Origin of the sequence: Niabella sp., from assembly GCF_030150205.1 — a bacterium.
Taxonomy (GTDB): Bacteria; Bacteroidota; Bacteroidia; order Chitinophagales; family Chitinophagaceae; genus Niabella.
The window spans coordinates 39,652-63,064 of the sequence record NZ_JASLGT010000007.1 but is presented as its reverse complement, the minus strand read 5'-3'; the positions used below and the strand labels follow the sequence as shown (position 1 = coordinate 63,064).

Annotated in this window: 23 protein-coding genes and 2 tRNA genes; 11 read left to right on the top strand and 14 right to left on the bottom strand. The window is 46.4% G+C overall.

The annotated features are described in order from the left end of the window. Window positions 1–312, top strand: a 312-nt coding sequence (locus Q1V85_RS04840; protein ID WP_300598014.1) for a transposase, incomplete at its 5' end; no start/stop codon positions are given. Between the two features lie 41 nt (window positions 313–353). On the opposite strand, the gene tnpA is transcribed toward Q1V85_RS04840, so the two are convergent. From tnpA to Q1V85_RS04825, 4 genes are all read right to left on the bottom strand, one after another. Beyond that, entirely contained in the window at window positions 354–788 is a 435-nt protein-coding gene (gene tnpA / locus Q1V85_RS04835) for an IS200/IS605 family transposase (RefSeq protein ID WP_300598012.1), read from the bottom strand. Window positions 789–1,082: 294 nt separating this feature from the next. Then, on the bottom strand, window positions 1,083–1,409 hold the full coding sequence (locus tag Q1V85_RS25165; protein WP_366914000.1) for a GIY-YIG nuclease family protein: 327 nt from the start codon (window positions 1,407–1,409) through the stop codon (window positions 1,083–1,085). 45 nt (window positions 1,410–1,454) lie between these two features. Next, window positions 1,455–1,532, bottom strand: a tRNA-Val gene (locus tag Q1V85_RS04830). A 127-nt stretch (window positions 1,533–1,659) separates the two neighbouring features. After that, window positions 1,660–1,737, bottom strand: a tRNA-Val gene (locus Q1V85_RS04825). 97 nt (window positions 1,738–1,834) lie between these two features. On the opposite strand from Q1V85_RS04825, the gene Q1V85_RS04820 reads away from it, so the two are divergent. After that, the gene (locus tag Q1V85_RS04820) at window positions 1,835–2,383 is read left to right on the top strand and encodes a DNA-3-methyladenine glycosylase I (protein WP_300598010.1); all 549 of its coding nucleotides are present in this window, start codon (window positions 1,835–1,837) and stop codon (window positions 2,381–2,383) included. Between the two features lie 161 nt (window positions 2,384–2,544). Here the strand turns inward: Q1V85_RS04820 and dnaG are convergent, their stop codons facing one another. Beyond that, on the bottom strand, window positions 2,545–4,569 hold the full coding sequence (gene dnaG / locus Q1V85_RS04815) for a DNA primase (protein WP_300598008.1): 2,025 nt from the start codon (window positions 4,567–4,569) through the stop codon (window positions 2,545–2,547). 298 nt (window positions 4,570–4,867) lie between these two features. Between dnaG and Q1V85_RS04810 the strand changes: the two genes are divergently transcribed. Beyond that, window positions 4,868–5,422 carry a hypothetical protein gene (locus tag Q1V85_RS04810; protein WP_300598006.1) on the top strand — a complete coding sequence of 185 codons (555 nt, stop codon included), beginning with the start codon at window positions 4,868–4,870 and terminating at the stop codon, window positions 5,420–5,422. A gap of 171 nt (window positions 5,423–5,593) precedes the next feature. Here the strand turns inward: Q1V85_RS04810 and Q1V85_RS04805 are convergent, their stop codons facing one another. Continuing rightward, complete coding sequence (locus Q1V85_RS04805; RefSeq protein ID WP_300598004.1) at window positions 5,594–6,265, bottom strand: gluconate 2-dehydrogenase subunit 3 family protein; 672 nt, start codon at window positions 6,263–6,265, stop codon at window positions 5,594–5,596. 87 nt (window positions 6,266–6,352) lie between these two features. After that, entirely contained in the window at window positions 6,353–8,092 is a 1,740-nt protein-coding gene (locus Q1V85_RS04800; protein WP_300598002.1) for a GMC family oxidoreductase, read from the bottom strand. A gap of 161 nt (window positions 8,093–8,253) precedes the next feature. Between Q1V85_RS04800 and Q1V85_RS04795 the strand changes: the two genes are divergently transcribed. The 3 genes from Q1V85_RS04795 to Q1V85_RS04785 all read left to right on the top strand — a co-directional run bounded on the left by Q1V85_RS04795 (window position 8,254) and on the right by Q1V85_RS04785 (window position 11,920). Further along, window positions 8,254–8,883, top strand: a complete 630-nt coding sequence (locus Q1V85_RS04795; protein ID WP_300598000.1) for a DUF4230 domain-containing protein — start codon at window positions 8,254–8,256, stop codon at window positions 8,881–8,883. A 106-nt stretch (window positions 8,884–8,989) separates the two neighbouring features. Continuing rightward, window positions 8,990–10,435 (top strand): Gfo/Idh/MocA family oxidoreductase, encoded by a 1,446-nt coding sequence (locus Q1V85_RS04790; RefSeq protein WP_300597998.1) that lies wholly within the window; start codon window positions 8,990–8,992, stop codon window positions 10,433–10,435. A 39-nt stretch (window positions 10,436–10,474) separates the two neighbouring features. Then, complete coding sequence (locus Q1V85_RS04785) at window positions 10,475–11,920, top strand: Gfo/Idh/MocA family oxidoreductase (RefSeq protein WP_300597997.1); 1,446 nt, start codon at window positions 10,475–10,477, stop codon at window positions 11,918–11,920. 195 nt (window positions 11,921–12,115) lie between these two features. Here the strand turns inward: Q1V85_RS04785 and Q1V85_RS04780 are convergent, their stop codons facing one another. The 7 genes from Q1V85_RS04780 to ung all read right to left on the bottom strand — a co-directional run bounded on the left by Q1V85_RS04780 (window position 12,116) and on the right by ung (window position 18,981). Then, the gene (locus tag Q1V85_RS04780; protein WP_300597995.1) at window positions 12,116–12,967 is read right to left on the bottom strand and encodes a GMP synthase; all 852 of its coding nucleotides are present in this window, start codon (window positions 12,965–12,967) and stop codon (window positions 12,116–12,118) included. 78 nt (window positions 12,968–13,045) lie between these two features. Continuing rightward, window positions 13,046–13,654, bottom strand: coding sequence for a hypothetical protein (locus tag Q1V85_RS04775; RefSeq protein WP_300597994.1), 609 nt, complete (start codon window positions 13,652–13,654; stop codon window positions 13,046–13,048). After that, entirely contained in the window at window positions 13,651–14,685 is a 1,035-nt protein-coding gene (locus tag Q1V85_RS04770; protein ID WP_300597993.1) for a hypothetical protein, read from the bottom strand. The genes Q1V85_RS04775 and Q1V85_RS04770 overlap by 4 nt, the downstream gene beginning before the upstream one ends. A gap of 110 nt (window positions 14,686–14,795) precedes the next feature. Then, window positions 14,796–15,317 carry a DUF4251 domain-containing protein gene (locus Q1V85_RS04765; protein ID WP_300597992.1) on the bottom strand — a complete coding sequence of 174 codons (522 nt, stop codon included), beginning with the start codon at window positions 15,315–15,317 and terminating at the stop codon, window positions 14,796–14,798. Window positions 15,318–15,900: 583 nt separating this feature from the next. Further along, on the bottom strand, window positions 15,901–16,728 hold the full coding sequence (locus Q1V85_RS04760; protein WP_300597991.1) for a TerC family protein: 828 nt from the start codon (window positions 16,726–16,728) through the stop codon (window positions 15,901–15,903). A gap of 10 nt (window positions 16,729–16,738) precedes the next feature. Continuing rightward, window positions 16,739–17,779 carry a quinone-dependent dihydroorotate dehydrogenase gene (locus tag Q1V85_RS04755; RefSeq protein WP_300597989.1) on the bottom strand — a complete coding sequence of 347 codons (1,041 nt, stop codon included), beginning with the start codon at window positions 17,777–17,779 and terminating at the stop codon, window positions 16,739–16,741. A gap of 521 nt (window positions 17,780–18,300) precedes the next feature. Continuing rightward, the gene (gene ung / locus Q1V85_RS04750; protein WP_300597987.1) at window positions 18,301–18,981 is read right to left on the bottom strand and encodes a uracil-DNA glycosylase; all 681 of its coding nucleotides are present in this window, start codon (window positions 18,979–18,981) and stop codon (window positions 18,301–18,303) included. 195 nt (window positions 18,982–19,176) lie between these two features. On the opposite strand from ung, the gene Q1V85_RS04745 reads away from it, so the two are divergent. The 5 genes from Q1V85_RS04745 (at window position 19,177) to Q1V85_RS04725 (ending at window position 23,215) form a co-directional block, all read left to right on the top strand. Next, complete coding sequence (locus Q1V85_RS04745) at window positions 19,177–19,365, top strand: hypothetical protein (protein WP_300597985.1); 189 nt, start codon at window positions 19,177–19,179, stop codon at window positions 19,363–19,365. A 66-nt stretch (window positions 19,366–19,431) separates the two neighbouring features. After that, a complete protein-coding gene (locus Q1V85_RS04740) occupies window positions 19,432–20,355 on the top strand; it encodes a J domain-containing protein (protein ID WP_300597983.1) in 924 nt (307 codons plus the stop codon). Then, on the top strand, window positions 20,352–20,639 hold the full coding sequence (locus tag Q1V85_RS04735; protein ID WP_300597981.1) for a chaperone modulator CbpM: 288 nt from the start codon (window positions 20,352–20,354) through the stop codon (window positions 20,637–20,639). The genes Q1V85_RS04740 and Q1V85_RS04735 overlap by 4 nt, the downstream gene beginning before the upstream one ends. Before the next feature lie 163 nt (window positions 20,640–20,802). Beyond that, on the top strand, window positions 20,803–21,288 hold the full coding sequence (locus Q1V85_RS04730; RefSeq protein ID WP_300597979.1) for a hypothetical protein: 486 nt from the start codon (window positions 20,803–20,805) through the stop codon (window positions 21,286–21,288). A gap of 73 nt (window positions 21,289–21,361) precedes the next feature. Beyond that, window positions 21,362–23,215, top strand: coding sequence for a M1 family metallopeptidase (locus Q1V85_RS04725; RefSeq protein WP_300597977.1), 1,854 nt, complete (start codon window positions 21,362–21,364; stop codon window positions 23,213–23,215). Window positions 23,216–23,413: the final 198 nt, after the last annotated feature.

Below are 23,413 nucleotides of genomic sequence, written 5' to 3'. Positions count from 1 at the left end.
GAAAAATGGGGACATAAATACCGCCACGCCATTGAGTCCTGGCGCAACAACTGGGACTGTCTTACCAGCTATTTTGATTTTCCGCTGGAAATCCGAAAAATCATTTATACCACCAACACCATCGAAAACCTGAACCGGGGCATCGGAAAATATACAAAAACAAAGGTACAGTTCCCCGATGATCAGGCCGCCTTAAAGGCGGTTTATATGGCTATTACTAATATCGAAAAAAAATGGAGCATGCCCATCCAAAATTGGGGATTCATACTCCATCAGTTCTTAACTATCTTTGACAATAGATGCCGGCTCTAAATGCAGTTGCTTAAACTGTTTACACAATTTATTTTACACTCTCATTTTTCATCAAATGCAACACCATGTTCAATTAGCAATCGCTTATATTCATCGTAAAATGGTTCATTTTTATGATGCTCTTTTTGATTTTTGACATAGTTGATAAGGACATCCCTTTCTTTTATTGAATAGGTGAAGGCTCCGTAGCTTCCCTGCCATCCACGAAATTCAGGAAACAGGTTACTGCTTTTCATCCATACACTACTGGATGCTTTTATATCCCTGATATAATCTGCAAGTGATGTTGACGGATGAAGATCTGAAAAAATATGTATATGATCTTCTGTACCGTTGATGCGATAGAGGGTACATTTTTTATTCTTTACAATACCCCAGATGTACTTGTAAAGTGCTTCACAATGCGCTTCTGTAATTGTTTTATGGCGATTTTTAGTAGCAAAAACAATCTGGTAGAAAATCTGGCGGTAGCTCATGATATTGATTTCATAGGTTATAAAATATTGTTCTGTCCACTCTAATTTACATTTAATTTTCGAAGATCCAATCTGGGTTCATCACATTCGACCCCTCCGGGGCCGCATCCTCTACGCTTTTCTTCCCCCGGCTTTAGCCGGGGGCTTTGCACATGGCACCCTGCGGGCACAACTACAGAATGATCGTTCCGGTACAACTTCAGGAAATGTGTCCACACGATAGGCCCCAGGCAGGATGCTCTGAACGGTTCACAGCGATCAGTTGCTCGATATACGTCCTGCTTTTGCTTTGATTTAATAGCCTGACCTGCCCGGCGGCATTTTTGTAAAGTATTGCCCGCTACGGCGCAACGAGCAAGCACACAATGGTTGTATCCTTCCAATGAATAGCGTAGCACCCATTTCGCACAAGTTCCCCCAGTCCCCGGCGCGGCCTTTATTCATTGCCGAAGATTTATCTCCAAAAGTTTCATAGTAAACGATTACCCAATCATGTTCCGTTCCGGTAAATCCTTTGTGATTGGCATTGTGCCTTCGTAAGCGTTCCTGCAGGTTGTCGCCGGTAAAGCCAATATAATATTTGTTTTTGGCGGGTGAGTGCAAAATATAGACGTAGAACATAGGCGAATAAAAAAGGGTTTCAATTACTGAAACCCTTTGTGGTATTGGTGGGAGTTGACGGGCTCGAACCGCCGACCCTCTGCTTGTAAGGCAGATGCTCTGAACCAACTGAGCTAAACTCCCAATATTTGAAATAACTTTTTAACCGCCGACCCTTCCGCCTGAAGCGGAATGCTCTGAACCAATTGAGCTAAGTTCTTGTTCAATAAAAAAAGGGCTTCTTTAATTGAAACCCTTATGGATATTGGATTGGTGGGAGTTGACGGGCTCGAACCGCCGACCCTCTGCTTGTAAGGCAGATGCTCTGAACCAACTGAGCTAAACTCCCGTTTTTAAGATCTGTTCCCGCAATTGGGACTGCAAAAATAGTGTTCTTTTTATTTTTAAACAAAATAATGTTCGATTTTTTTTTCGCAACTTGCAGCATGTCATTTTATTGCACATTTGTTAAGGAAAAAGGGAAGGGGACGGTTCATGAAATTTATCATGATACCGAATACGGCTTCCCGCTGGAATCGGATAATGAGTTGTTTGCCCGGCTGGTGCTGGAAATTAACCAGGCAGGCCTGAGCTGGGAAACGATCCTGAAAAAGAAAGACGCCTTCTACAAGGCATTCGATCAGTTTGATATCAAAAAAGTAAGCCGGTATACTCAAAAGAAGTTTGATGCACTGATGGCAGATGCGGGCATCATCCGGAACCGGCTGAAAATTAATGCGGCCATTGAAAATGCAAAAGTGATCACCGGTATCCAAAAGGAATTCGGGTCTTTTAAAAACTGGCTGGATCAGCAACATCCTAAAACCAAAGAAGAATGGGTAAAGCTGTTTAAAAAATATTTTAAGTTTACCGGCGGCGAAATTGTAAACGAGTTTTTAATGAGCACCGGCTACCTGCCCGGCTGTCATGCGGAAGATTGCCCTACGTATAAGAAGATCCTTAAAAAGAAGCCCATGTGGATGAAACAGGGGTAGGTTCAGGATCCGCATTTCACTTCTCACAGAGCTGCGAACAGGAGGCAGGTAGTAGCAAGTGGGGGAAGAACTGCTTGCTGGTTAAGTGATCTTTCAATTGAATGCAGCCCATCGTGCCTCTGAACAAAATCTCCAACCCGGCGCCCGAAGCCGTTTGCAGACTAATGCAGGATCACCGTGCCTAAAAGATTGGTGATCTCACGCTCCATATCTTTTAGCGACTTGTGGATAAAATGAAGCTCCTTGAATTTATGCTCACTCAGCTGCCCCGACATATCGTTCTGGTTTTGGAGCAGCATGCGCCGGATCTTTTTGAGCTTTAGATATTGAATGGCCGATACGATCTTCTGATTCGTACGGTCTTCCGAGATCAGTTTGAATTTGTTCAGGTCTTTTTCATTGCCCTTGCTGATCACCTGCGAAAATGCCTCAAAGCTTTGTTTGAACAGGTCGCGCTGGTACCCGGTGTTGGGACTGAAATCAGCGGCCCAGCGCTCACTTTCCTCATAGGGATGGTTGAGCAGGGACACCGCAAAGGCACTGAGCTTTTTATCCTCGTTGTAGATGAAATATTTATCGCTCAGCTGCTCGGGGTGGTTACGCAGCAGTTGTTTTACGGAGCTGATCAAAAGGTTTACTTCCGGGTCTTCAATCTCCAGCTCATCAATCTCATCAAAGATATGCTGGGCGATCAATGAGTTTTCATCCCATTGCCGGTTCCCGTATTCCAGCAGCACCCGGGCCAGTTCTTTTTCCTGCAGCTGGTCTTTAAACAGCAGGTCAAAAGTAGCATCATCATAATTGCTGAAAGGATCTTCTGAAACGGGGGATTCTTTCTGGGCATTGTTGGCGGCCTTGCGCTCCATGGCCGTTACCTTGTCCCGGATGTATTTATTTACCAGGGCATGCAGACCGGCCTCATCGATCTGCAAAATGGCGGCCGATTCTTTAATATAATCCTGCTGTTTGGTAAAGTCCTCGGCCTTATTGATCCGGCTGATGGATTCGGCGATCTTGTTAACGAGCTCCGATTTTTTTACCGGGTCATCGCCGATGGAAGTAAGGGAAGATTCCAGCTGGAAGAGGATAAAATCTTTCTTGTTCTTTTTGATAAAGTCGGTAAAGGCACCAGCGCCCACTTTATTTACATAGCTGTCCGGGTCTTCCTTGTCCGGGATTAGTACCAGTTTTACGTTCAGGCTTTCTTCCAGGGCCAGGTCGAGGCCCCGCAGCGCTGCTTTTACACCAGCAGCATCTCCATCATAAATAATGGTGAGATTGTTCGTGTATTTTTTTATCAGCCGCAGCTGGTCTACGGTAAGTGAGGTGCCACCCGAAGCCACCACATTTTCGATGCCGGCCTGGTGCAGGGACACCACATCCGTATAGCCTTCTACCAGCAGGCATTCATCTGCTTTTTCAATAGCTGTTCGGGCAAAATAGGAACCGTAAAGGATCCTGCTTTTTACATAGATCTCATTTTCGGGCGTATTGATGTATTTGGGTGCTTTATCCGTTGTTTTTAAAATACGGGCGCCAAAGCCCATTACTTTTCCGCTGTGATTATGTACGGGAAAGATCACCCTTCCCCGGTAATTGTCCAGCAGGTTGCCATTGCGCTCCACGACCAGCCCGGTTTTTACCAGCAGGTCCTTATTGTATTGTTTGGCCAGGGCTTCTTTGGTAAATGCATCCCGTTCGGCGGGTGCATAACCCAGCTTGAATTTTTCAATGATCCCTTCACGAAACCCCCGTTCCTTGAAATAACTCAGACCAATGGCCCGTCCTTCTTCCGATTGCATAAGGGCCTGGGAAAAATATTGCTCTGCAAATCCGTTAATGATAAAAAGACTGTCGGCAATCTGGTATTGTTCCTTTTGTTCGGCACTGGCAAAGGTTTCTTCTACTTCCACACCGTAGCGGTTCGCCAGCCATTTCAATGTTTCTACATAGCTGTATTTTTCATGCTCCATAATGAAGCTGATGGTATTGCCGCTTTTGCCGCATCCAAAGCATTTATAAATTTCTTTGGAGGGAGAAACCGTAAAGGAAGGTGTTTTTTCATTGTGGAAGGGACACACACCCAGGTAGTTAGCGCCTCTTTTTTTTAGTTTTACAAACTCGCCCACCACATCCAGGATGTCGATCCGGGATAAAATCTCTTGTATCGTATTCTGTGAAATCACGGGCCGAAATTACATGAAACGGTTGTGAAAAAGTGCTAAATATCCCGGTTTCCCTCCAGAGCCTTATAGAAATCACAAACGTTTTAACCCTGCCGTTGCGGATGCGCAAGGGATCCGAAAATAAAGTACCTTTAATAGAGCACCGGGTGAAGACTGGCTTGTTTACAATTTTTTTTGGAGGATCTGTTTTTGTACACAAAACCTGTCTTTTCCTTTTTGTGTACAACTTTTTTGTGTACAAAAATCTTGTACACAAATCCGGTGTAAACAACTATTCACAACCTTTAAACGCACTGTTATGAGAAGTTTTCGGAAAGAAACCCAACTAACCCTTCGGGAACTAGCCACTTTACTCGATGTTTCGCACAACCTGGTTGCAATGGATGAAAAGGGGCTTCGTAATTTGCCTCGTGCTGTGGAAAAAAAGCTGGAAATGTTGCAGGACGCCTGGAGGGTTATGCGAAAAGATAAAAACCGGCATGCTACGCCCTTACCGGAAGCGTTGGCAGAGACCGGGCATGAACTGGCAGCAGAAATACAAATAGCTGCGAATAAAGTTAAAAAAGATGTTGAGCGCCTGGAGCAGAAACTGGAGGAGCTTCGGGAACGCTATCAACTCCTGCAGCAACGGCTGAAATTTATCCAGATAGTAAGGGCCGGAGTTGAAGCAACAGAGCAAATCGCCGAGCCCTTAAGACTATTGGAAACCAGCACCATTGGCCGTATGAAAGACTGTTGCCCTGCAGTTCAGCAGCAATTGGAAATGGAGCATAAGATATTGTCCTTTAAATACCAGCAACGGATTGAATTTGCCAATCGCTTTTCTGCGCCTCCAGGCAAAGCGAAAAAATAATGCATTAGGTCAACCCCCGGTTTTATTGGAACGAACCGGGGCCAAATGCGCTTAATGAGGCACGCCTGTCTGTTTATTTTCAAGAGCGGCTAACAGGATCCCTTATCGTAGATACTATAAAAAAGCCATCCCCAAAGGAGATGGCCCGTTCATGCATTTATTCGTAACAGATCAGCTGAAGCTGACGCATTCTTTTAACTCTTTTTCCGTATAGGCGAGGTTATACTGTTTTAACACATCATCGGGTACGCCGTTCCATTGGTTGGGCGTGTTGCCGGCATAGCCCATATCCTTTACGCCGATCTCCGAAGTGTAGAAGCCGGTGCAGGTAAGATCCCGCATCTGTTTAAAGAAGGCTACACCCTGGCTCAGTTCGGGTTTGTCCTTTGCCCGGTCCGGGTAAGCGATCAGGTCAACCAGCTGAATCTGCTGCTCTGCACTGCAATCTTTAAAAGGCTTTTGGAATCTGTTCAGGCACTGTACATCCAGCCAGCGCAGCCCGCCTCTCATAGGGGTTTGCAGCCTGGGCTGATCTTTTACGGTGAAGTGAATGAAGTCCGGCACTTTTGCATCACTGGCACTGCCGCTCACTTCATCTTTGGGAATGATGATATCGGCCAGCACGGTGATGGTGGCCATTTCGTGCGCGTTGAAAAAATCGGCCATCTTATCCACTTCTTCTTCGTGCGCCTTTTCATCTTCATACCGGTGCAGCCCGGTTTTCTTATCCGGAACGGCGGCGCCAGTATCGCTTTTTTTCTCATCCGTTTTACAACCAATGGCCAGGGTTCCGGTGGCCAGGGCTCCGGCTGCTATGAATTTTAAAGATTCTCTTCTTTTCATGTTGCTCTATTTGAGATCTGAGGTTTGAGATCTGAGATTTGAAGTTGTAGTCAACTTCAAACAAGAAACTTCAAACCTCAAACGGTTTTACAGATTCTGTTTTTTCATTTCATCAATAATGTATTCGCTGGCGCGCATGCTCAGGGCCAGGATCGTCCAGGTAATGTTTTTATTGGCCTGCGAGGTAAACTGGCTTCCGTCTACACAAAACAGGTTTTTACAATCATGCGCCTGGCTCCATTTATTAAGGGCCGAAGTTTTGGCATCGTCGCCCATACGCGCTGTTCCGGCTTCGTGAATGATATACCCTGGTTTATCAATACCGTAGTTGTTTTCCGGGCCATCATCACCCCAGGTGATTACGGCGCCCATGTTGTGCATGATCTCCTTAAAGGTTTCTTTCATATGCTTGGCCTGTTTTACTTCATAGTCGCTCAGCTTTACATTGAATTTCAAAACAGGAATACCAAATTTATCCACTACGTTGGAATCGATCTCGCAGCGGTTGTGCTCAAAGGCAATGGCTTCTCCACGGCCGGCCATACCTACGGTTGCACCATAAAAATAACGCTGGTCTTCTTTTAACGACTTTCCGTAACCACCGGCTTCTTTCTTCTTGCCGTTTACGGGATACTTACCATTGAAGGATTCGATGCCCATACCAAAGCCGTATGCGGGCTGGCCAAAGCCGCCCCAGTATTCGATATGATAACCGCGCGGGAAATCCAGTTTTTTATCATCGCCCCACCAGGGAGAGTATACGTGCATACCACCCACACCGTCTTCATTGTACCGCTTCCTGCCAAAAAGCTCCGGAATATATCCGCCCATGGCGGCGCCCGTACTATCCTGCAGGTACTTGCCCACTACATTGCTGCTGTTGGCCAGTCCGTTGGGATGGCGCTGCGATTTTGAGTTCAGCAGCAGCCGTGCGGTTTCGCAGGCACTGGCGGCCAGGATCACTACCCGCCCTTCTACCTGGTACTCCAGCATATCGTCCTTATTTACATAGGAAACACCGGTGGCAATACCTTCGGAGTTGGTCAGTACTTCGCGTGCCATCGCATTGGCAATCACTTCCAGCTTACCGGTTTTCAGCGCGGGATAGATCAGTACATTTGAGGCAGAGAAATCGGCCTTGGCCATACTGCAGTTCCGGCCGCATTGGGCACAGAAGAAACAGGAGCCCCGCTCATCATTCAATTTTTTTGTAAGAATAGAAAGCCGCGAAGGGATGATGGGCACATTTGATTTTTGCGCGCCTTTTTTTATAAAAAGCTCATGCAAACGCGGCTTTGGCGGCGGTAAAAAGATACCATCGGGTTCATTGGGCAGGTTTTCCACGCTGCCAAAGATACCGATCAGCTGATCTACCTTATCATAATAGGGTTTAATGTCTTCATAACTGATAGGCCAGTCGGCTCCGATGCCGTCATGGCTATAGCCTTTAAAGTCCCTGGGTCCGAAGCGCAGGGAAATACGCCCCCAGTGATTGGTACGGCCTCCAAGCATACGGGCCCGGAACCATTCCCATTCTGTTCCATTTTCTTTTGTATAGGGTTCGCCCTCAATTTCCCATCCGCCATAGCAGGCGTCAAAATCCCCAAACGGACGGTATTTTGTAGAACGGCCCCTGCGTTTTGATTCCCAGGGGCTTTTCAGCTGATAAATTTCTTTTTGGGGGTCGTACATCGGACCGGCCTCCAGTACACATACACTCAGCCCGGCTTTTGAAAGCGTATAAGCCGCCATACCACCGCCGGCGCCGGAACCTACAATCACCACATCATATTTTTTGCCCTGTTTCTTGATTTGCAATTCTTTCATATTCAGATGGCCTGTTTAATTTTTTTTAAAATGGAGACCCAATATACAATGAAATGTTTATAATTCTGAATCCTATTTTTTAAGGCGTGAAAGAGAACACGGTTTTCAATGATTTTCGGCTAATTTTAACAGGAATTTGAATCCTGATAAAAGATTTATCTATGCAAAAAAGCTGTTTACCCATAGTGATCTTATTTTGCGTGGTGGGCATTGGGGTGCTGGCCTATTTCCTGGGTAAAAAAAATGGTACGAAAACGGTGGATCATATTGCCCTGAATGCGGCCTTTGTACAGGAGGTGGCCGAATTGTCCTCGCTGGAGGTACAGGGCGCTGCCAGTATTAAAACCACCAATCTTGCCAATGACGGCAGCCTGACCGACGAATTCCGGAAAATGTTCATAGAGCATACGGTAAATATTTCGGTACCCTATATTGCTAAATATGGGGTAGACCTGGGCGCACAACAGCTGACCATTGAAGAAAAGAACAAGCAGGTATACATTGTATTGCCTGCTCCGCAACTGCTCAGTTATGAGTTGCGGCTTGATAGGGCAGATGCCATGACCCGAAAGGGATTACTGGTGAACCCGGGGGAAGCGGCCTATAGTACCGTTGAAAAAAAGCTGTATACCGATACCCGTAAACAGATGGAAGCCTATACCGCTTATATTGAGCAGGCCAAGGAAAAAATACGGAAAGTACTGGAATTATATTATGCTCCCATGCAGTACAAGGTGTCGATCGTCTTTAAGGATGAAATAAAAAGTAAGGTAAACCGCCCCCTGAATTAAATAATTTCAAAAAAACGGCAAAAACTATCAACTGTTCATATGCTGTTTACATGAAATTCATTATTTTGATCGTTTTTTAAAACTAAATTTAAAATTTTTCGCCATTATGAAACCAAAAAATCAATATTCCAGAAGAAAATTTATCCGAAACTCAGCGCTTGCGGGGAGTGCCTTTTTTATTGTACCCCGGCATGTACTGGGGCGGGGGCATGTGGCTCCCAGTGATAAACTGAATATCGCGGGAATTGGTGCAGGAGGAAAAGGTGAAAGCGATCTGGCAAACTTTGCAAAAAGCCCGAATGTAAACATTGTAGCGCTTTGTGATGTAGACGACCGCCAGTCGGTAAAGTCGAGGAAGAACTTCCCCAAAGCCAACTACTACAAAGATTTCCGGGAGATGCTGCAAAAAGAGGCCAAGAATATCGATGCCTGCAGTATCAGTACACCGGATCATACGCATGCCGTAGCCACGCTGGCGGCCATGCAACTGGGCAAACACGTATATACGCAAAAGCCATTAACACACGATATTTATGAGGCTCGTATCCTGGCACAGGCTGCCAAGAAATACAAAGTGGTAACCCAAATGGGTAACCAGGGTGGTTCCGGAGACGGTGTAAGAAGAATGAAAGAATTGTACGATGCGGGTTTGATCGGGGATATCGTGGAAGCACAGGCATGGACCAACCGGCCTATCTGGCCACAAGGGGTGCCCAAACCTTCCGGAGATCATCCGATACCCAGTGAACTGGATTGGAACCTCTGGCTGGGAACCGCTCCCAAAGAAGACTTTAACCCTGCCTATGTACCGTTTAACTGGAGAGGATTCTGGGCATATGGTACCGGTGCATTAGGTGATATGGCCTGTCATATTATGGACCCCATTTACCGGATCCTTCCCATCGATTACCCAACATCCGCCGAGTGCAGCATTGCCAACCAGTGGACCGGTATGAACCAGGAAGCCAATAACAATGCCAGCTGTCCGGTAGCATCGATCATTCATCTTGAGTATCCCCGGAAGGATGGCAAAGGAACGCTGAAAGTTTCCTGGCATGATGGCGGTTTACTGCCCAAGCGCCCGGATGAACTGCAGCCGGAAGAGTCCTTTGGTAACTGGGATGGCGGTGTGTTGTTTATCGGAACCAAGGGGAAACTGCTGGCCGATTGCTATGGCGCTAATCCAAGACTGTTGCCGTTATCAAAGAACGACAGTGCAAAGGCGGTTAAACAAACCATTGCCCGTGTGCCGGGTGGGGAAGGAGGACACTACCTGCAGTGGGTGAATGCCTGTATTGCCGGTTATGGCAAAGGGGTAACCAGCTCTCCGTTTGAATATGCCGGTCCGTTTACCGAAAGTATCCTGATGGGGAACCTGGCCATCCGCAGCGCGCTGTATATGGATCCCAGTGTATCCGGTTGGGGCAAGAGCAAGTTCACCGGTCGTAAGAAACTGCTGTGGGATGCAAAGAATATGAAGATTACCAACTTTGATGAAGCCAACCAGTTTGTAAAAAGAACATACAGGGAAGGATGGAGCCTGAACCTGTAATGGTATTTAAAATTCTGTTCAACATATTTTAACGCGATTATGGATCAAAAAAAAGATAACTCACGGAGGAAATTCATCCGGAACTCGGCGCTTGCGGGCGGAGCCTTTTTTATTGTGCCGCGGCATGTATTGGGTAGAGGCTTTGTGGCCCCCAGCGACAAGCTGGTGGTTGCAGGCGTGGGTGTTGGCGGTAAAGGAGCCGGCGACATCAGCAGTTTTCACAAAAGCGGAAATGCAGAGATTGGGTTTTTATGCGATGTAGACGACCGTCAGGCGGCAGGCAGCCGCAAGCGGTTTCCCAATGCCAAATATTATAAGGACTGGAGGGAGCTTCTGGATAAAGAAAGCAAGCATTTTGATGCGGTAAGCGTGAGCACTCCGGATCATACCCATGCCATCGTGGCCTTTCATGCCATGCAGCTCAATAAGCACGTATATGTGCAAAAACCGCTGACGCATGATATCTGGGAATCCCGTATGCTGGGAGATGCCGCTAAACGTTATAAAGTGGTTACCCAGATGGGCGACCAGGGCTCTTCGAACGATGGGGTAAGGGATCTGAGAGAATGGTATGAGGCCGGACTGATCGGAGACGTGGAGTCGGTATATTGCTGGACAAACCGGCCGGTATGGCCGCAGGGGATCGTATGGCCCCAGGAAAAGCCGGCGGTTCCGGAAGGGTTGGACTGGGATCTGTGGCTGGGTACAGCCCCTTACCGTGCCTATGAAGACAATGTAGTGCCTTTTAACTGGCGCGGCTGGTGGGATTATGGTACCGGTGCGCTGGGGGATATGGCCTGCCATATTGTTGGGCCTGTATTCAAGGTATTGGGACTGGGCTTTCCTACAGAAGTAACCTGCAGCTTATCCACGCCGTATGTAAAAAACTGGAACCAGGTATATGCACCGGATAGTCCGCCGGTTTCCTCTTCCATTCATTTTAAATACAAGGGTAAGAACGGAAAGAATATCAAAGTACATTGGATGGATGGCGGTATTCAGCCGGAACGTCCGGATGAGCTTGGCCCTAACGACATCATGGGTGGTAAAGGTGATGTAGGTAATGGTGCCCTTTTTGTAGGAACCAAAGGAAAGATGATGTGCGGGGTATACGGACAGGACCCTACCTTGCTTCCCGTTACCAAAATGAACGGGCTGAAGGTTGCCAAAAAATATGCGCGCATTCCCGGTGGTGCCGAAGGACACTATAAACAATGGGTGGATGCCTGTATTGCCGGTTATGAGAAGGGAAGCAAAATGGTAGATTCTCCGTTTATCGGTTATGCTGTGCCGCTAACCGAAAGCATCCTGATGGGTAACCTGGCCATCCGCAGCTTTAACTACAAAGATGCCAATGGCAAATTTCCCGGAAGAGGCATTACCCTGCAGTGGGATGGCGGAAATATGCGGGTGACCAATTTTGAACCAGCCAACCAGTATGTAAAACGTACGTATCGTGAAGGATGGCCGGACCTGAAGTTCTAGAACATCATTAAAGAACGTATATAAAGGCTGTTCCCGGAAGGGGCGGCCTTTTTTTTGTGGAGATTTTTTTAACCGCGGAGGCACGGTGGACGCGGAGGCTGCGCAAGGAAGGATTTGAATTTATATAAACTCAGCGTAACACTGCGTACTCTTTTCTCTGCGGTGGATTTTTAACCACGAAGGCCAGGATAATTCTTATGACTCTACAAAACTTACAGATACAATATGACTGTAGGCTTCATTTAAGAAATTGGGAATTAAGTGGCGGTTGGTCCACATGATCTTATCAGGATCTTTCAGCTGGTCGATCATACTGGACAGCTTGGGTGCCCCATGATTTTCGATGACCATTTGCCGTTTATCCTCCGATTGAAAATGTTTCAGCATGCCCGCAGCATCTGCTTCGGGGTGAAACTGCGTGCCAAACATATACGGGTTAAATGAAATACCCATTACTGCTCTTTCGTAGGGTACATGCGGGCGTTCTTTTTCAATGCAGGTGATATAGGCGCCCATTTCATTTAAGATTTCAAAATTGGGCTGTATCAGTTGAAAATCCCGGCTGTCTACCGCGTAAAACGGATCGCTTAGATGTTCAAATACCGGGTTCGTATTTGCTTCCGGCAACATATGTATCGGGAACACGCCAAAGGAAGTGGACTTGCGTTTGCAGATCAGCCCGGCATTAAAATACCTGCTGGCCAGCTGGAAGGAATGGCAAATAAAAAAAACATATTTTTTTTGTTCATTACCGGGGTTTTCATTCCATCGCAACGTTTCTTTCAGCCATTTATTCCAATTGATGTCCCAGTCATCATAACGGGTGCTCAACGGATCCCCGGGACCACCGCTTGAAATATAGATGTCGTATGACAGATCCGGTAATTCATTCTTTACCCGAACATCAAATACATCATAAACGAGGTCAACCTGTTTTTCGTTTGCCCACCTTTCCACGATTTCTTTGATGCAGCGCATGCCCTGGTTGGGATGCCCTGCATTCAAATCAAGGATCGCAAAACGAACACATTCTTTTTCCATCAACATCCTGCAAAAATAACGATTGAAGCCCGAATGGTACTTAATCCGGGTCAAGAATTACTAACAACTGTGTATATTTAACACTTACCGGTATTGTTTGGTAATAGCAAATCCTACCTTGTCGTTCACTCTTTTCAACAGATTTCCATTAATTTGCCGGCGCCGTTTCCGGTCGGACCGGTCCAGGAAAATACCTTTATTGTTAAAGGGCTGCGGTGCCTCAAAAAATACAAGAATGCAATAGCTTTCTCCCTTTAATTTATTGTTGAGGGCTTTATTTCTTACCGACATCTGTACCAGTTTACGGGACTGAAACCCTTCATAGTAATCTACATTGGCGATCCATGTACACTGTATCGCGCGCATATCATCCACCAGTTTTTTAACGGCGGGTGCGTTGTAATGATGCGCTACCAGGCTATCTGTAAAGGCTGGCTGATGAATGTTGAAATGATAAATATATTTAATGCTGTCTTCATTAAATTCGAAGGTGATTTGGGAGAAGGACTTTTCTTCAAAAAGAATGGAGAACGGATGCTCTGTATATAATTGACTAAAATCATTTTTGATCGCCTCCAGTTTGGTTTCATTCTGGGCATAAAAATCCGTTGTGAAATTTTTGGGATAAGCGCAGGATGCCAGCAGGCCCAGGAGCGCACAAATGCCTGTGTATATGTATCGGTTTATGTTCATTTTGAAATCCGCGGAGTCCAAACACTCACTCCATAGATAATGTTTTTTAAAAATTCGGGTGATAATTGCTGTACCGCTCTTGCCCCGTAATCCCAGTATTCAAACTCAATATTGCCATCCGGAAGTTGCCGGATATTGGTTAGTAATACATAATGGGTGGGGGTGCTGATCAGCGGCTGTGTATGCGATTTCCGGTACAGTTTTTTATTGTTCAGGTAAAGATATACCAGGCCCTTCTGCATTTGAGCCTCGAGGTATGCGGGCAGGTTTTTGATCCTTGGGCGAAACAGATCGGCTCCCCGGGCTTTTACCGTTCCATTAAATAAACGCCGGAGCATGCGGTTGAATTTGGCAAAATTCGTAGAGGCCCAAAAAGTATTCTCATCACCTTTTTGAAAGCGGCGGTTAAATATATTCAGGTAGCCTTTGTAATGATCGGCCAGGGTAAGGAACCACATCTGCCCGGCAGGGTTGATATCCAGCGATCCTTTGTACCGCAGCAAACCCGCCTCCATCCGCACCGGTTTACTGGGTTTGAGCTGGTTCTTTCCAAAATTGGCTTGTCCGTTCCGGTACAGGTCAATCATAAACCGGGCAAAGCCCAGCGGATCATAGGTAAGAGGGATATAGGTGAGCGCCGAATAAGAGCAAAAGTTGGTGGTTTTGCCTTCATAAAAGGCCAGTGGCCGCGTAGTAAACGTTTTCAGGTTTGTAAGCAACTGTGCAGGCGGCACATTGGGCCACCACTTGCTTTGCTGCAGGTCCTTAATGCTGTTGAGGTATTGCAGCGCCTGGTCGGCGGTGCTTCTCCGTGCGCTATCAGCAGGGGATATAGCAATGGCCCGGCCCGGCAGCACAGAGCAAACCAGGAGCGTAATAAAAACAATAGATCTGATCGTCTTTATTTTCAGGGGCGCGGTCATCATGATCCCCGAAAATAATGATTTTTGAGTTGTTACAAAAACGAAGTATGGAAGTATCCTGGTGCCTGGAGAACCTGTGGTCTTACCATAGCGACACAGAAGCACCATGTTTTTTAATATCGGTTACGGGCATACTTCCCCACAGGTGTTCACAGATCCCGCATATTTTTGCAGCACGCTTTTTCCTGTATTTAACCGCAGGAAGAAAGCTTCCGCAATTATTGATTGCCTTCTACATTGCCATTAAAAGAAATAGGTGTTTTGTTCACACTGAGCACACGCAGGGACGCAAATCCGGAAGGGGAAACCGTAAGGTAAAGCGATTGTACTTCCCTGTTATCCTTGGGTGTGATCTCTATTTCATAATTGCTTTTCCGCTGTGTTTTTTTATAATCAAATTTGGTGGAGGTAAACTTTATGCCACCCTTGGTTGGATCCATGGGGGCGGTGTAAGAGCGACCAAAAAAAGGCAGGTAGGCGATCACCGAATCCGGCGTTACCCGCAGGTCATAACGGGAAGTAAGCTGGTAAAGATTGCTGGCATTGGGAAGCAGCAGCCGTGGGTTAAACCGGCTGTCTTCTGTTGGAAAAACACTGGTGGCAATAAACGTATAATTGCGGGCGGCAACCGCATCCGTTATTGCCGTAGATGAACCGGTGGTTTGCTTTTGAGTGGAGCAGGCCGTAAGGAAAAATATTGCCGATATTAAGATCAGCAACGGGCGATGTATTGTTTTCATAAAAAACTATTTTATCCATGATGCGATCTAATGGTAATTTACACAATTTCCGGCGAAAATAAAAGAGACCTGCCGGCGATCCTGTTCAGTTACGCGCTTTGAAATGTTAAAAATTTGAAAATGTGGAAATGTGGAAATGAAAGAATGGATGGTACATCAGTTTTCAGTTGATACCATAGTCCCCCCGGTCTATATGTCCCCCAAAGCAAGGGCAATAGTGAACAGCCGATAGATCATCAAGTATCAAAACGAAATCTGGCAGGAAGGTTAAACCTGAAACGGCTTTGGCCATTAGTTATCAGCTTTCAGCGATCAGTTTTCAGTTGATACCGCAGGTGATGCAGCTCCGGCGTCAAACGAAATTCCAAAAGCGTTTTCCCGGCAGGCGGTATTAAACTAAAAATAATTCCCATAGTCCGTCCCATAGTCCCCCCGGTCTATATGTCCCCCGAAGTGCGACTTGGAACATTGAACCGTTAAACAGCTTTAAGCCTTCAGCGATCAGTTTTCAGTTGATTCCATCCGGGATCAGGGATCTGACTGCTACAGCAAGTATGGGATGGATCTAGCGTTAAACTTTAAACTATTTCCCGTCCGTCTTGTTTTCTTCATTTTTGGGCAGCACCGGACCGTTTAACTGTACAACGTGCTGTTGTTGTTTTTTGCGCATAAACAAATTCAGTAATTCCACAATAAACGAAAATGCCATCGCAAAATAGATATAGTTCTTTAAATGCAGTTCATGTGCCACGTCCGAGTTCCAGCCCTCAACAATCAGGCTGACACCGATCATTACGAGGAAGGAAAGCGCCAGCATCTTAATGGTGGGGTGGTTCTGTATAAAGTCGGAGATCTTTGCACTAAAGGCAAACATAATGGTCATGGCCACAATAACCGCAGCAATCATGATCTCAATATGCTTGGCCGTGCCGCCCGCCGTGATCACACTGTCGAAGGAAAAAACGGCGTCGATGATCAGTATCTGGCCGATGGCCTGCCCGAAGCTGATTTGCTTTTGATTTTGCGCAGCGGCCGAAGGGTCTTCTCCTTCGAGTTTGTGATGGATCTCTTTTACCGATTTGTATATCAGGAAAAGTCCCCCCGCCAGCATCACGATACTGGCCAGGTCGAATCCTTTACCAAACCAGGATTCGGGAATAATATGTTTGCCTTTTTGGGCCAGCAGCCAGCTGAGTCCCATCAGCAATAAACAACGGGACAGGATGCCCGTAACCATCCACACACGCCGGGCCTTTTTTCGCGAATCTTTATGGAGCCGGTTGAGGATGATGCTGACAAAAATAACGTTATCGATGCCCAGCACCACTTCTAAAATGGAAAGAATCAGGAAGCTGATAAGGGAATCGACGGTGAATATTTCAGCTGTTGAAATAAATAAGAGATCCATCATGTTGTTTGGTTTATAATTGGGAGCAGATGTTTTTTACAATTGTGGGGCCTTCGTAAATAAAGCCGGTCCAGATCTGAACCAGGGAAGCGCCTGCGTCTATTTTTTCTTTTGCGTCTGCACCGGTAAAGATACCACCGGACGCGATCATCGGGATGGCACCATTGGTTTGTTCGGTAATGTATTTTATGATCGCGGTACTTTTTTGCTGTACCGGTTTGCCGCTTAGTCCGCCGGCTCCAATGGCTTCAACCGTGCTGCCGGGCGTAAGCAGATGGCTGCGGTCGATGGTAGTATTGGTGGCCACAAGTCCATCGAGTTTGATCTCCAGCGCTAATGCAATCACATCATCGATCTGTTCCCTGGTGAGATCCGGTGCAATTTTTAAGAGGATGGGCTTGGCAAAGGCCTTGCCGTTATTGATCATGGCAAGGTTCAGTAAGATTTTCCGGAGAGCATCCTTGTCCTGCAGCTCGCGAAGGCCCGGTGTATTCGGACTACTTACATTCACCACAAAATAATCCACAAACGGATGCAGGCGGTTGAAGCAGGTAGCATAATCCTGCCAGGCATTTTCATTGGGCGTAATTTTATTCTTGCCAATATTGCCGCCAATGATCAATGGGTACGGTTCCTGGCTGCCCGCCTTTTTGGTACGCCAGGCTTCCAGGCGTTGCGCAATTTTCTCAACCCCGTCGTTATTAAATCCCATCCGGTTGATGAGTGCTTTATCCGCCGGCAAGCGAAACAGCCGGGGTTGCTCATTGCCGTCCTGCGGCAGGGGGGTAACGGTACCGATCTCCACAAAGCCAAAGCCCAGGGCCTCCAGCTCATTCAAAAACACCGCATTTTTATCAAAACCGGCACCCAGTCCTACCGGGTTCTTAAAGGTCAGGTTTAAAAAGTGGGTTTCATTTACCGGGGCGTCGGTAAATGACCGGATGATGGATTTCCCCAGCTTGTTTTTAGTGAACAACTGTAAATGACGCATGGCCATATAGTGAACGCGCTCCGGCGGAAACGTAAAGTAAAACTTGCGTAAAAGATGGTACATAGGCGCAAATATAATTCAGATTTGAGAGTTTGGAGATTTGATAATGTGATAATGTGGAAATGTGAAAATTTGGGAATGGGGAATGGTCAATGGTCAATGGTCCATAGTCAGTACTTTTTTTCATTCCCCTGTTCGCCTTGTCTCCATGTCCCCCCAAGACCATTAGCTGTCAGCCCTTAGCAATCAGCGATCAGTCATCAGTTTTCAGTAGCACATCCGCATTAAATAATGATCTTCTTGTCCTGAACGCGGACATCTGATAACTGATAGCCATCGGGAAATAAGCGTTCAGCCTTCAGTTGTCAGTTGATACCGCCGGAGATGTAGCACTGAACACCATAGAAAAGCTAACCTGGTGCTGGCATTTAGCTGTCAGCCCTTAGCAATCAGCGATCAGTCATCAGTTTTCAGTAGCACATCCGCATTAAATAATGATCTTCTTGTCCTGAACGTAAATATCTGATAACTGATGGCTGAAAACTGATCGCCATCAGGTACCAAACAGGATCTGACCTGGAACCTTAAACGTCGGCGATCTTCCAGTCGATCGGATCGATGCCTTGTCCTGTAAGATACTCATTGGTGCGGGAAAAGGGTTTGCTGCCAAAGAAACCGTTATGTGCCGAAAGGGGAGAGGGATGTGCCGACTTTATGATGAGGTGTTTGGATGCATCGATAAGGGATGCTTTTTCCTGTGCAAAGCGGCCCCATAAAATAAATACCACGTGCTGTTTGTCTTCCGATACCTTCCGGATCACCGCATCTGTAAATGTTGCCCAGCCGATCTTGGCGTGGCTCATGGGTTCACCGGCTCTTACAGTTAATGATGCATTGAGCATAAATACGCCCTGTTGTGCCCAATGGGTCAGGTCGCCGCTTTTAGGAATGGGAACACCCAGGTCTGCATGCAGTTCTTTATAAATATTAACCAGCGATGGCGGGGGCGGTACACCTTTTTGAACGGAAAAGCAAAGCCCATGGGCCTGGCCGGGACCATGATAGGGATCCTGTCCCAGCAGCAGTACTTTTACCTGGTCAAAGGGAGTGGTATTAAATGCGTTAAAAATATTCTTTCCCGCGGGATAGATCGTTTTGCCCGCTTGCTTCTCCGTTTTAAGGTGTTCTGCCAGTGTTTCAAAATAGGGTTTTTGAAATTCCTCCTCCAGCTCTTTTTTCCAGGATTGCTCAATTGCTACTTCCATGCTGCTAATTTGAGTAAAAATAATAACTCTGCTGAGAAACACAAACATTTATTGGACTGCAATACCCGGCTGGTTTGTAACTTTCTAAATATAAAAAATATTCAGCGGGTGTTACGAAATCGCTAATTTAACATCTCGGGGAAGGCGGGTTAACTGTTTTTGGCTACTTTTACCCTCCACGCTAAACCACTTCAAATGAACCCCTACCTTTTGTTTCCCGTGGTCTGGATTATTGCAAACAGCATTTATTCGATTACGATGTATATTTTTTTAAAGGATCGGTTGTTTAAGGATAAATACGTTACGATCCTGAGAGTTTCCCTGATAAGCCTTTGGCTGATTTCCCTGCTGGCGATTGCCATTATCTGCGTATTGTTTGGATAAAATTACCCGGGCGTGTTTGTTGGATTTTTTCCATTTATGTTTTAACTTGAAGCATATTTTGAATAAATGGATTATATCGATTATTATAAAGTACTGGGACTTACGAAGGATGCATCGGCAGATGATATCAAGAAAGCCTATCGTAAACTGGCGCGGAAGCATCACCCGGATCTGAACCCGGATGATAAAGAAGCGGTAAAGCTTTTTCAGCAGATCAATGAAGCCCATGAGGTACTGAGCGACCCGGAGAAGCGGAAAAAATATGATCAGTATGGGGCCGACTGGAAGCATGCGGATCAGTTTGAACAGGCGCGGCAGCAACAGCAGGCATCCGGAGGCCGGCAGGGCAATCCTTTTGAAGGCGGTGAATATTACAGTTATCAATCCGGTGATGATGGTGATTTTTCCGACTTTTTCTCATCCCTGTTTGGGAAAGGTGCAAGGCATAGCAGTCAGTCGGCTGCCCGGTTCAAAGGGCAGGACTACCGCGCATCTGTGAGTTTGAACCTGTCCGATGCCTATAAAACGCATCAGCAAACCTTTACGGTAAACGGAAAGAATATCCGCATCACGGTGCCTGCCGGGATCGAGAATGGCCAGGAGATCAAGATCGGAGGGTATGGTGCTCCCGGTGTGAACGGTGGTCCCAGCGGGGATCTGTTTATTACATTTACGATTCAAAATGATACCGCGTTTACCCGGAAGGGAAATGACCTGTATGCGAATGTACCCATCAGCCTGTATACAGCGGTGCTGGGCGGAGAAGAAACCGTTGATACGATGGACGGAAAGGTAAAGCTGACCATTCATCCGGAAACACAGAATGAAACAAAAGTGCGTCTGAAAGGCAAGGGTTTCCCGGTGTATAAAAAAGAAGGAAGTTTTGGAGACCTGTATATCACCTACCAGGTACAATTGCCCAAAAATCTATCTGAAAAAGCAAGAGAATTGTTTAAAGAACTGGCAAAGGAGGCAGAAAGCAAATCATGACAGAAAATATTCATAGCATATCTGTAGAACAATGCTGCGCTTACTACCGCATTGAGGTAGCCTTTATTCAATCGCTGAATGAACATGGACTGATTGAACTGATGCAGCAGGAGGAGGGCGTTTTTATCGGGTATGAACAGCTCACGGATCTTGAAAAGTACCGGCATATGCATTACGATCTTGACATTAATATGGAAGGACTGGAAACCATTGCGCATTTGCTGGGTAAGATGCGGGCGTTGCAAACGGAGATCCGGGCGCTCCGGAATGAACTGGGTCGTTAAGCGTTGCCGGTGCCTGGTAAGATTCCGCCAGGCATCATGTTATGAAATGAGGTTTCAACCCCGGTGACCGGTTACCCGGATTTGCAACGGCCAACGGGTAGCTTTGATCTGTAACAACATGTTTTGCCGTATATGCCGGCAGTGTATTATAATGAGCCCCTATTTGATACGATACTCATTTTTTTATCAGCAGCGGATACGCAGGATCTGCCTGGTCCCTGTGGTGCTGTGTTGTTTTATCATCGGCATTCAGCGTGCTGCCGCCCAAAACACCGCTGTGCCCAAAGGCATTGCGGATCTGTTTTATATTCAATACCCCTATGCTACAGATCTCAGGTGCATGGTAAACGGCAACCGGACGGTAGTTGATTTCCTGATGAAAAATGAACAGTATGAAGCCATTTATAAAAAAAATGAATGGGCTTATACAATTATGAATTTTAGTTTTGACCGGTTGCCCGAAAAGATCAAAACAGGATTCCGCCGTTCCCGTTTGGCAACCTCCAGTGTAACAGATGTAGATGTAGTCTATATTCCAAGCGGATACGAGACCTATCGCCTCCTGCTGAAAACCGCAGATACCATGCCCCGGTATCATTATTTCAGCGAATCCGGGAGGCGGCTTCACACAGCTCCATACCAGAACTGAGAACATTCATCGATTTTACCATAGTCCTTTCTGTTTTTTTGACTATTTTCCGCCGGAATTTAAAATTTTGATCATGTATACCTCAAAAGGGTTATTGTTTTTATTACTGGCAGGATTCGTTATTTCGGTAAAAGCGCAGAATGGTTACTGGCAGCAACGGGTAAAATATACCATGGACGTGGATATGAATGTGGAAACCAACCGGTTTACAGGTAAACAGAAGCTGGAATACTGGAATCATTCACCGGATACCCTGGATAAGGTATACTATCATTTATTCTGGAATGCGTTTCAGCCAGGCAGTATGATGGACGAGCGCAGCAGGAGGCAGGGCAGCATTTTGATCGGAACAAAACCCGATTGGGATCCCCGGGTAAAGGACCGGATCTCCAACCTGAAGCCGGATGAGATCGGGTACCAGAAAGTAAATACGCTCCGGATGAATGGAATGCCCCAGCAATATGACGTACAGGGTACCATTCTCATCGTAAAACTTACCCGGCCGATCCTTCCCGGTCAAAAAGTGGTCTTTGATATGGACTTTGAGGCACAGGTACCGTTACAGATCCGGAGAAGCGGCCGCGACAACCCGGATACGAAAGTGCGGTATTCCATGAGCCAGTGGTATCCGAAGCTGAGTGTTTATGACAAAGACGGCTGGCATCCCACGCCCTACGTGGGACGGGAGTTTTACGGGAATTTTGGCGACTTTGAAGTGAACATTACGATTGATAAAAACTATATTCTTGGAGGTACCGGCTATCTTACCAATGCGAACCAGGTTGGCTATGGTTATGAAACGGCAGGCACCGTTGTAAAACGGCCTGCGGGCAACCGGCTTACCTGGAAATTTGTAGCACCCGAGGTGCACGATTTTATGTGGGCTGCAGATCCGGGATTTATTCACAAAACAAAAAAAATACGGGACGATCTTACCCTGCACCTGCTTTATAAAGAGGCAAAGTTCAAGGCAGACAAATGGGAAAAGGTATTGTCTGATGCGGAACGGGCGCTGCCTTATATTGAACAAACTTTTGGACGTTATCCGTATAAACAATACTCTTTTATTACCGGGGGCGATGGAGGAATGGAATATCCCATGGCAACCTTACTGGCTTCTCCCGGAGCCTGGCTGCACGAATGGATGCATGAATGGTTTTATGGGCGGCTGGCTACCAATGAAACACGGTTTCCCTGGATGGATGAAGGCGGTGCCGATTATGCCGATACCCGTGTTTCCGGCTGGCTGAACCAGCAGGGCGTGCCGGGTTACAGCCGGCCGGATTCAACCTATATTCATTACCTGAACTATGTGAAGAGTGGTAAGGAAGAAGCCCTGAGTACGCCGGCTGATCATTTTAATACCAACTATGCATACGGGCAGGCAAGCTATATCAAAGGCGCACTGTACCTGGTACAGCTGGGGTATATCCTGGGAAACGAAGTGCGGGACCGGATATTACTGAACTATTACCAGCAGTGGAAGTTTAAACATCCCGATCCGGATGATTTCCTGCGGGTAGCAGAGCGTACCAGCGGCACGAAACTGGATTGGTACCGCGATTACTGGATCTATACTACCCGTACCATCGATTATGCCATCGACAGCCTTTGGGAAGAAGCCGGGAAAACAAAGATCCGCCTGCGTAACGATGGTATGATGCCAATGCCGGTTGATTTTTTGCTTACGTTTAAAGACAGCACTAAAGAAATGCACAACCTGCCGCTGGATCTGATGTACAACACCAAGCCTGCTGAAGATAAAACCATTAAATGGAAGGTTTATCAGCCCTGGCCCTGGACGAATAAGTATTATACCGTTGAAACCGATCATCGCTTAACAGATATCGTTGTAGCAGAAATAGATCCTTCACAGCGGTTGGCAGATGTAAACCGCCGGAACAACCGGCTGGAGTTAAAGTATTAATTGCCGCAAATCGGATGCTGTTGTACGGCTTTTATCGGAAGGGATTTTATAAAAAAAAGCACAATAAAAAGTAAAGAAGATTGCTGCGGTATTGACGGTGTTGTCATATCGCCTGGCCGGTTAGTGCGCTAACAGCGGCTATGTTAAATAGATCATACCTATATTAATTGTTACGGTGATTTTAGCCGGATATTTTAC

What these genes read in the sequence shown, in the direction of transcription:
- tnpA (WP_300598012.1), bottom strand. Translation starts at nt 788, where the DNA reads ATGAGCTACCGCCAGATTTTCTACCAGATTGTTTTTGCTACTAAAAAT.
- Q1V85_RS25165 (WP_366914000.1), bottom strand. Translation starts at nt 1,409, where the DNA reads ATGTTCTACGTCTATATTTTGCACTCACCCGCCAAAAACAAATATTAT.
- Q1V85_RS04820 (WP_300598010.1), top strand. Translation starts at nt 1,835, where the DNA reads ATGTCATTTTATTGCACATTTGTTAAGGAAAAAGGGAAGGGGACGGTT.
- Q1V85_RS04810 (WP_300598006.1), top strand. Translation starts at nt 4,868, where the DNA reads ATGAGAAGTTTTCGGAAAGAAACCCAACTAACCCTTCGGGAACTAGCC.
- Q1V85_RS04805 (WP_300598004.1), bottom strand. Translation starts at nt 6,265, where the DNA reads ATGAAAAGAAGAGAATCTTTAAAATTCATAGCAGCCGGAGCCCTGGCC.
- Q1V85_RS04800 (WP_300598002.1), bottom strand. Translation starts at nt 8,092, where the DNA reads ATGAAAGAATTGCAAATCAAGAAACAGGGCAAAAAATATGATGTGGTG.
- Q1V85_RS04795 (WP_300598000.1), top strand. Translation starts at nt 8,254, where the DNA reads ATGCAAAAAAGCTGTTTACCCATAGTGATCTTATTTTGCGTGGTGGGC.
- Q1V85_RS04790 (WP_300597998.1), top strand. Translation starts at nt 8,990, where the DNA reads ATGAAACCAAAAAATCAATATTCCAGAAGAAAATTTATCCGAAACTCA.
- Q1V85_RS04785 (WP_300597997.1), top strand. Translation starts at nt 10,475, where the DNA reads ATGGATCAAAAAAAAGATAACTCACGGAGGAAATTCATCCGGAACTCG.
- Q1V85_RS04780 (WP_300597995.1), bottom strand. Translation starts at nt 12,967, where the DNA reads ATGTTGATGGAAAAAGAATGTGTTCGTTTTGCGATCCTTGATTTGAAT.
- Q1V85_RS04775 (WP_300597994.1), bottom strand. Translation starts at nt 13,654, where the DNA reads ATGAACATAAACCGATACATATACACAGGCATTTGTGCGCTCCTGGGC.
- Q1V85_RS04770 (WP_300597993.1), bottom strand. Translation starts at nt 14,685, where the DNA reads ATGGTGCTTCTGTGTCGCTATGGTAAGACCACAGGTTCTCCAGGCACC.
- Q1V85_RS04765 (WP_300597992.1), bottom strand. Translation starts at nt 15,317, where the DNA reads ATGAAAACAATACATCGCCCGTTGCTGATCTTAATATCGGCAATATTT.
- Q1V85_RS04760 (WP_300597991.1), bottom strand. Translation starts at nt 16,728, where the DNA reads ATGATGGATCTCTTATTTATTTCAACAGCTGAAATATTCACCGTCGAT.
- Q1V85_RS04755 (WP_300597989.1), bottom strand. Translation starts at nt 17,779, where the DNA reads ATGTACCATCTTTTACGCAAGTTTTACTTTACGTTTCCGCCGGAGCGC.
- ung (WP_300597987.1), bottom strand. Translation starts at nt 18,981, where the DNA reads ATGGAAGTAGCAATTGAGCAATCCTGGAAAAAAGAGCTGGAGGAGGAA.
- Q1V85_RS04745 (WP_300597985.1), top strand. Translation starts at nt 19,177, where the DNA reads ATGAACCCCTACCTTTTGTTTCCCGTGGTCTGGATTATTGCAAACAGC.
- Q1V85_RS04740 (WP_300597983.1), top strand. Translation starts at nt 19,432, where the DNA reads ATGGATTATATCGATTATTATAAAGTACTGGGACTTACGAAGGATGCA.
- Q1V85_RS04735 (WP_300597981.1), top strand. Translation starts at nt 20,352, where the DNA reads ATGACAGAAAATATTCATAGCATATCTGTAGAACAATGCTGCGCTTAC.
- Q1V85_RS04725 (WP_300597977.1), top strand. Translation starts at nt 21,362, where the DNA reads ATGTATACCTCAAAAGGGTTATTGTTTTTATTACTGGCAGGATTCGTT.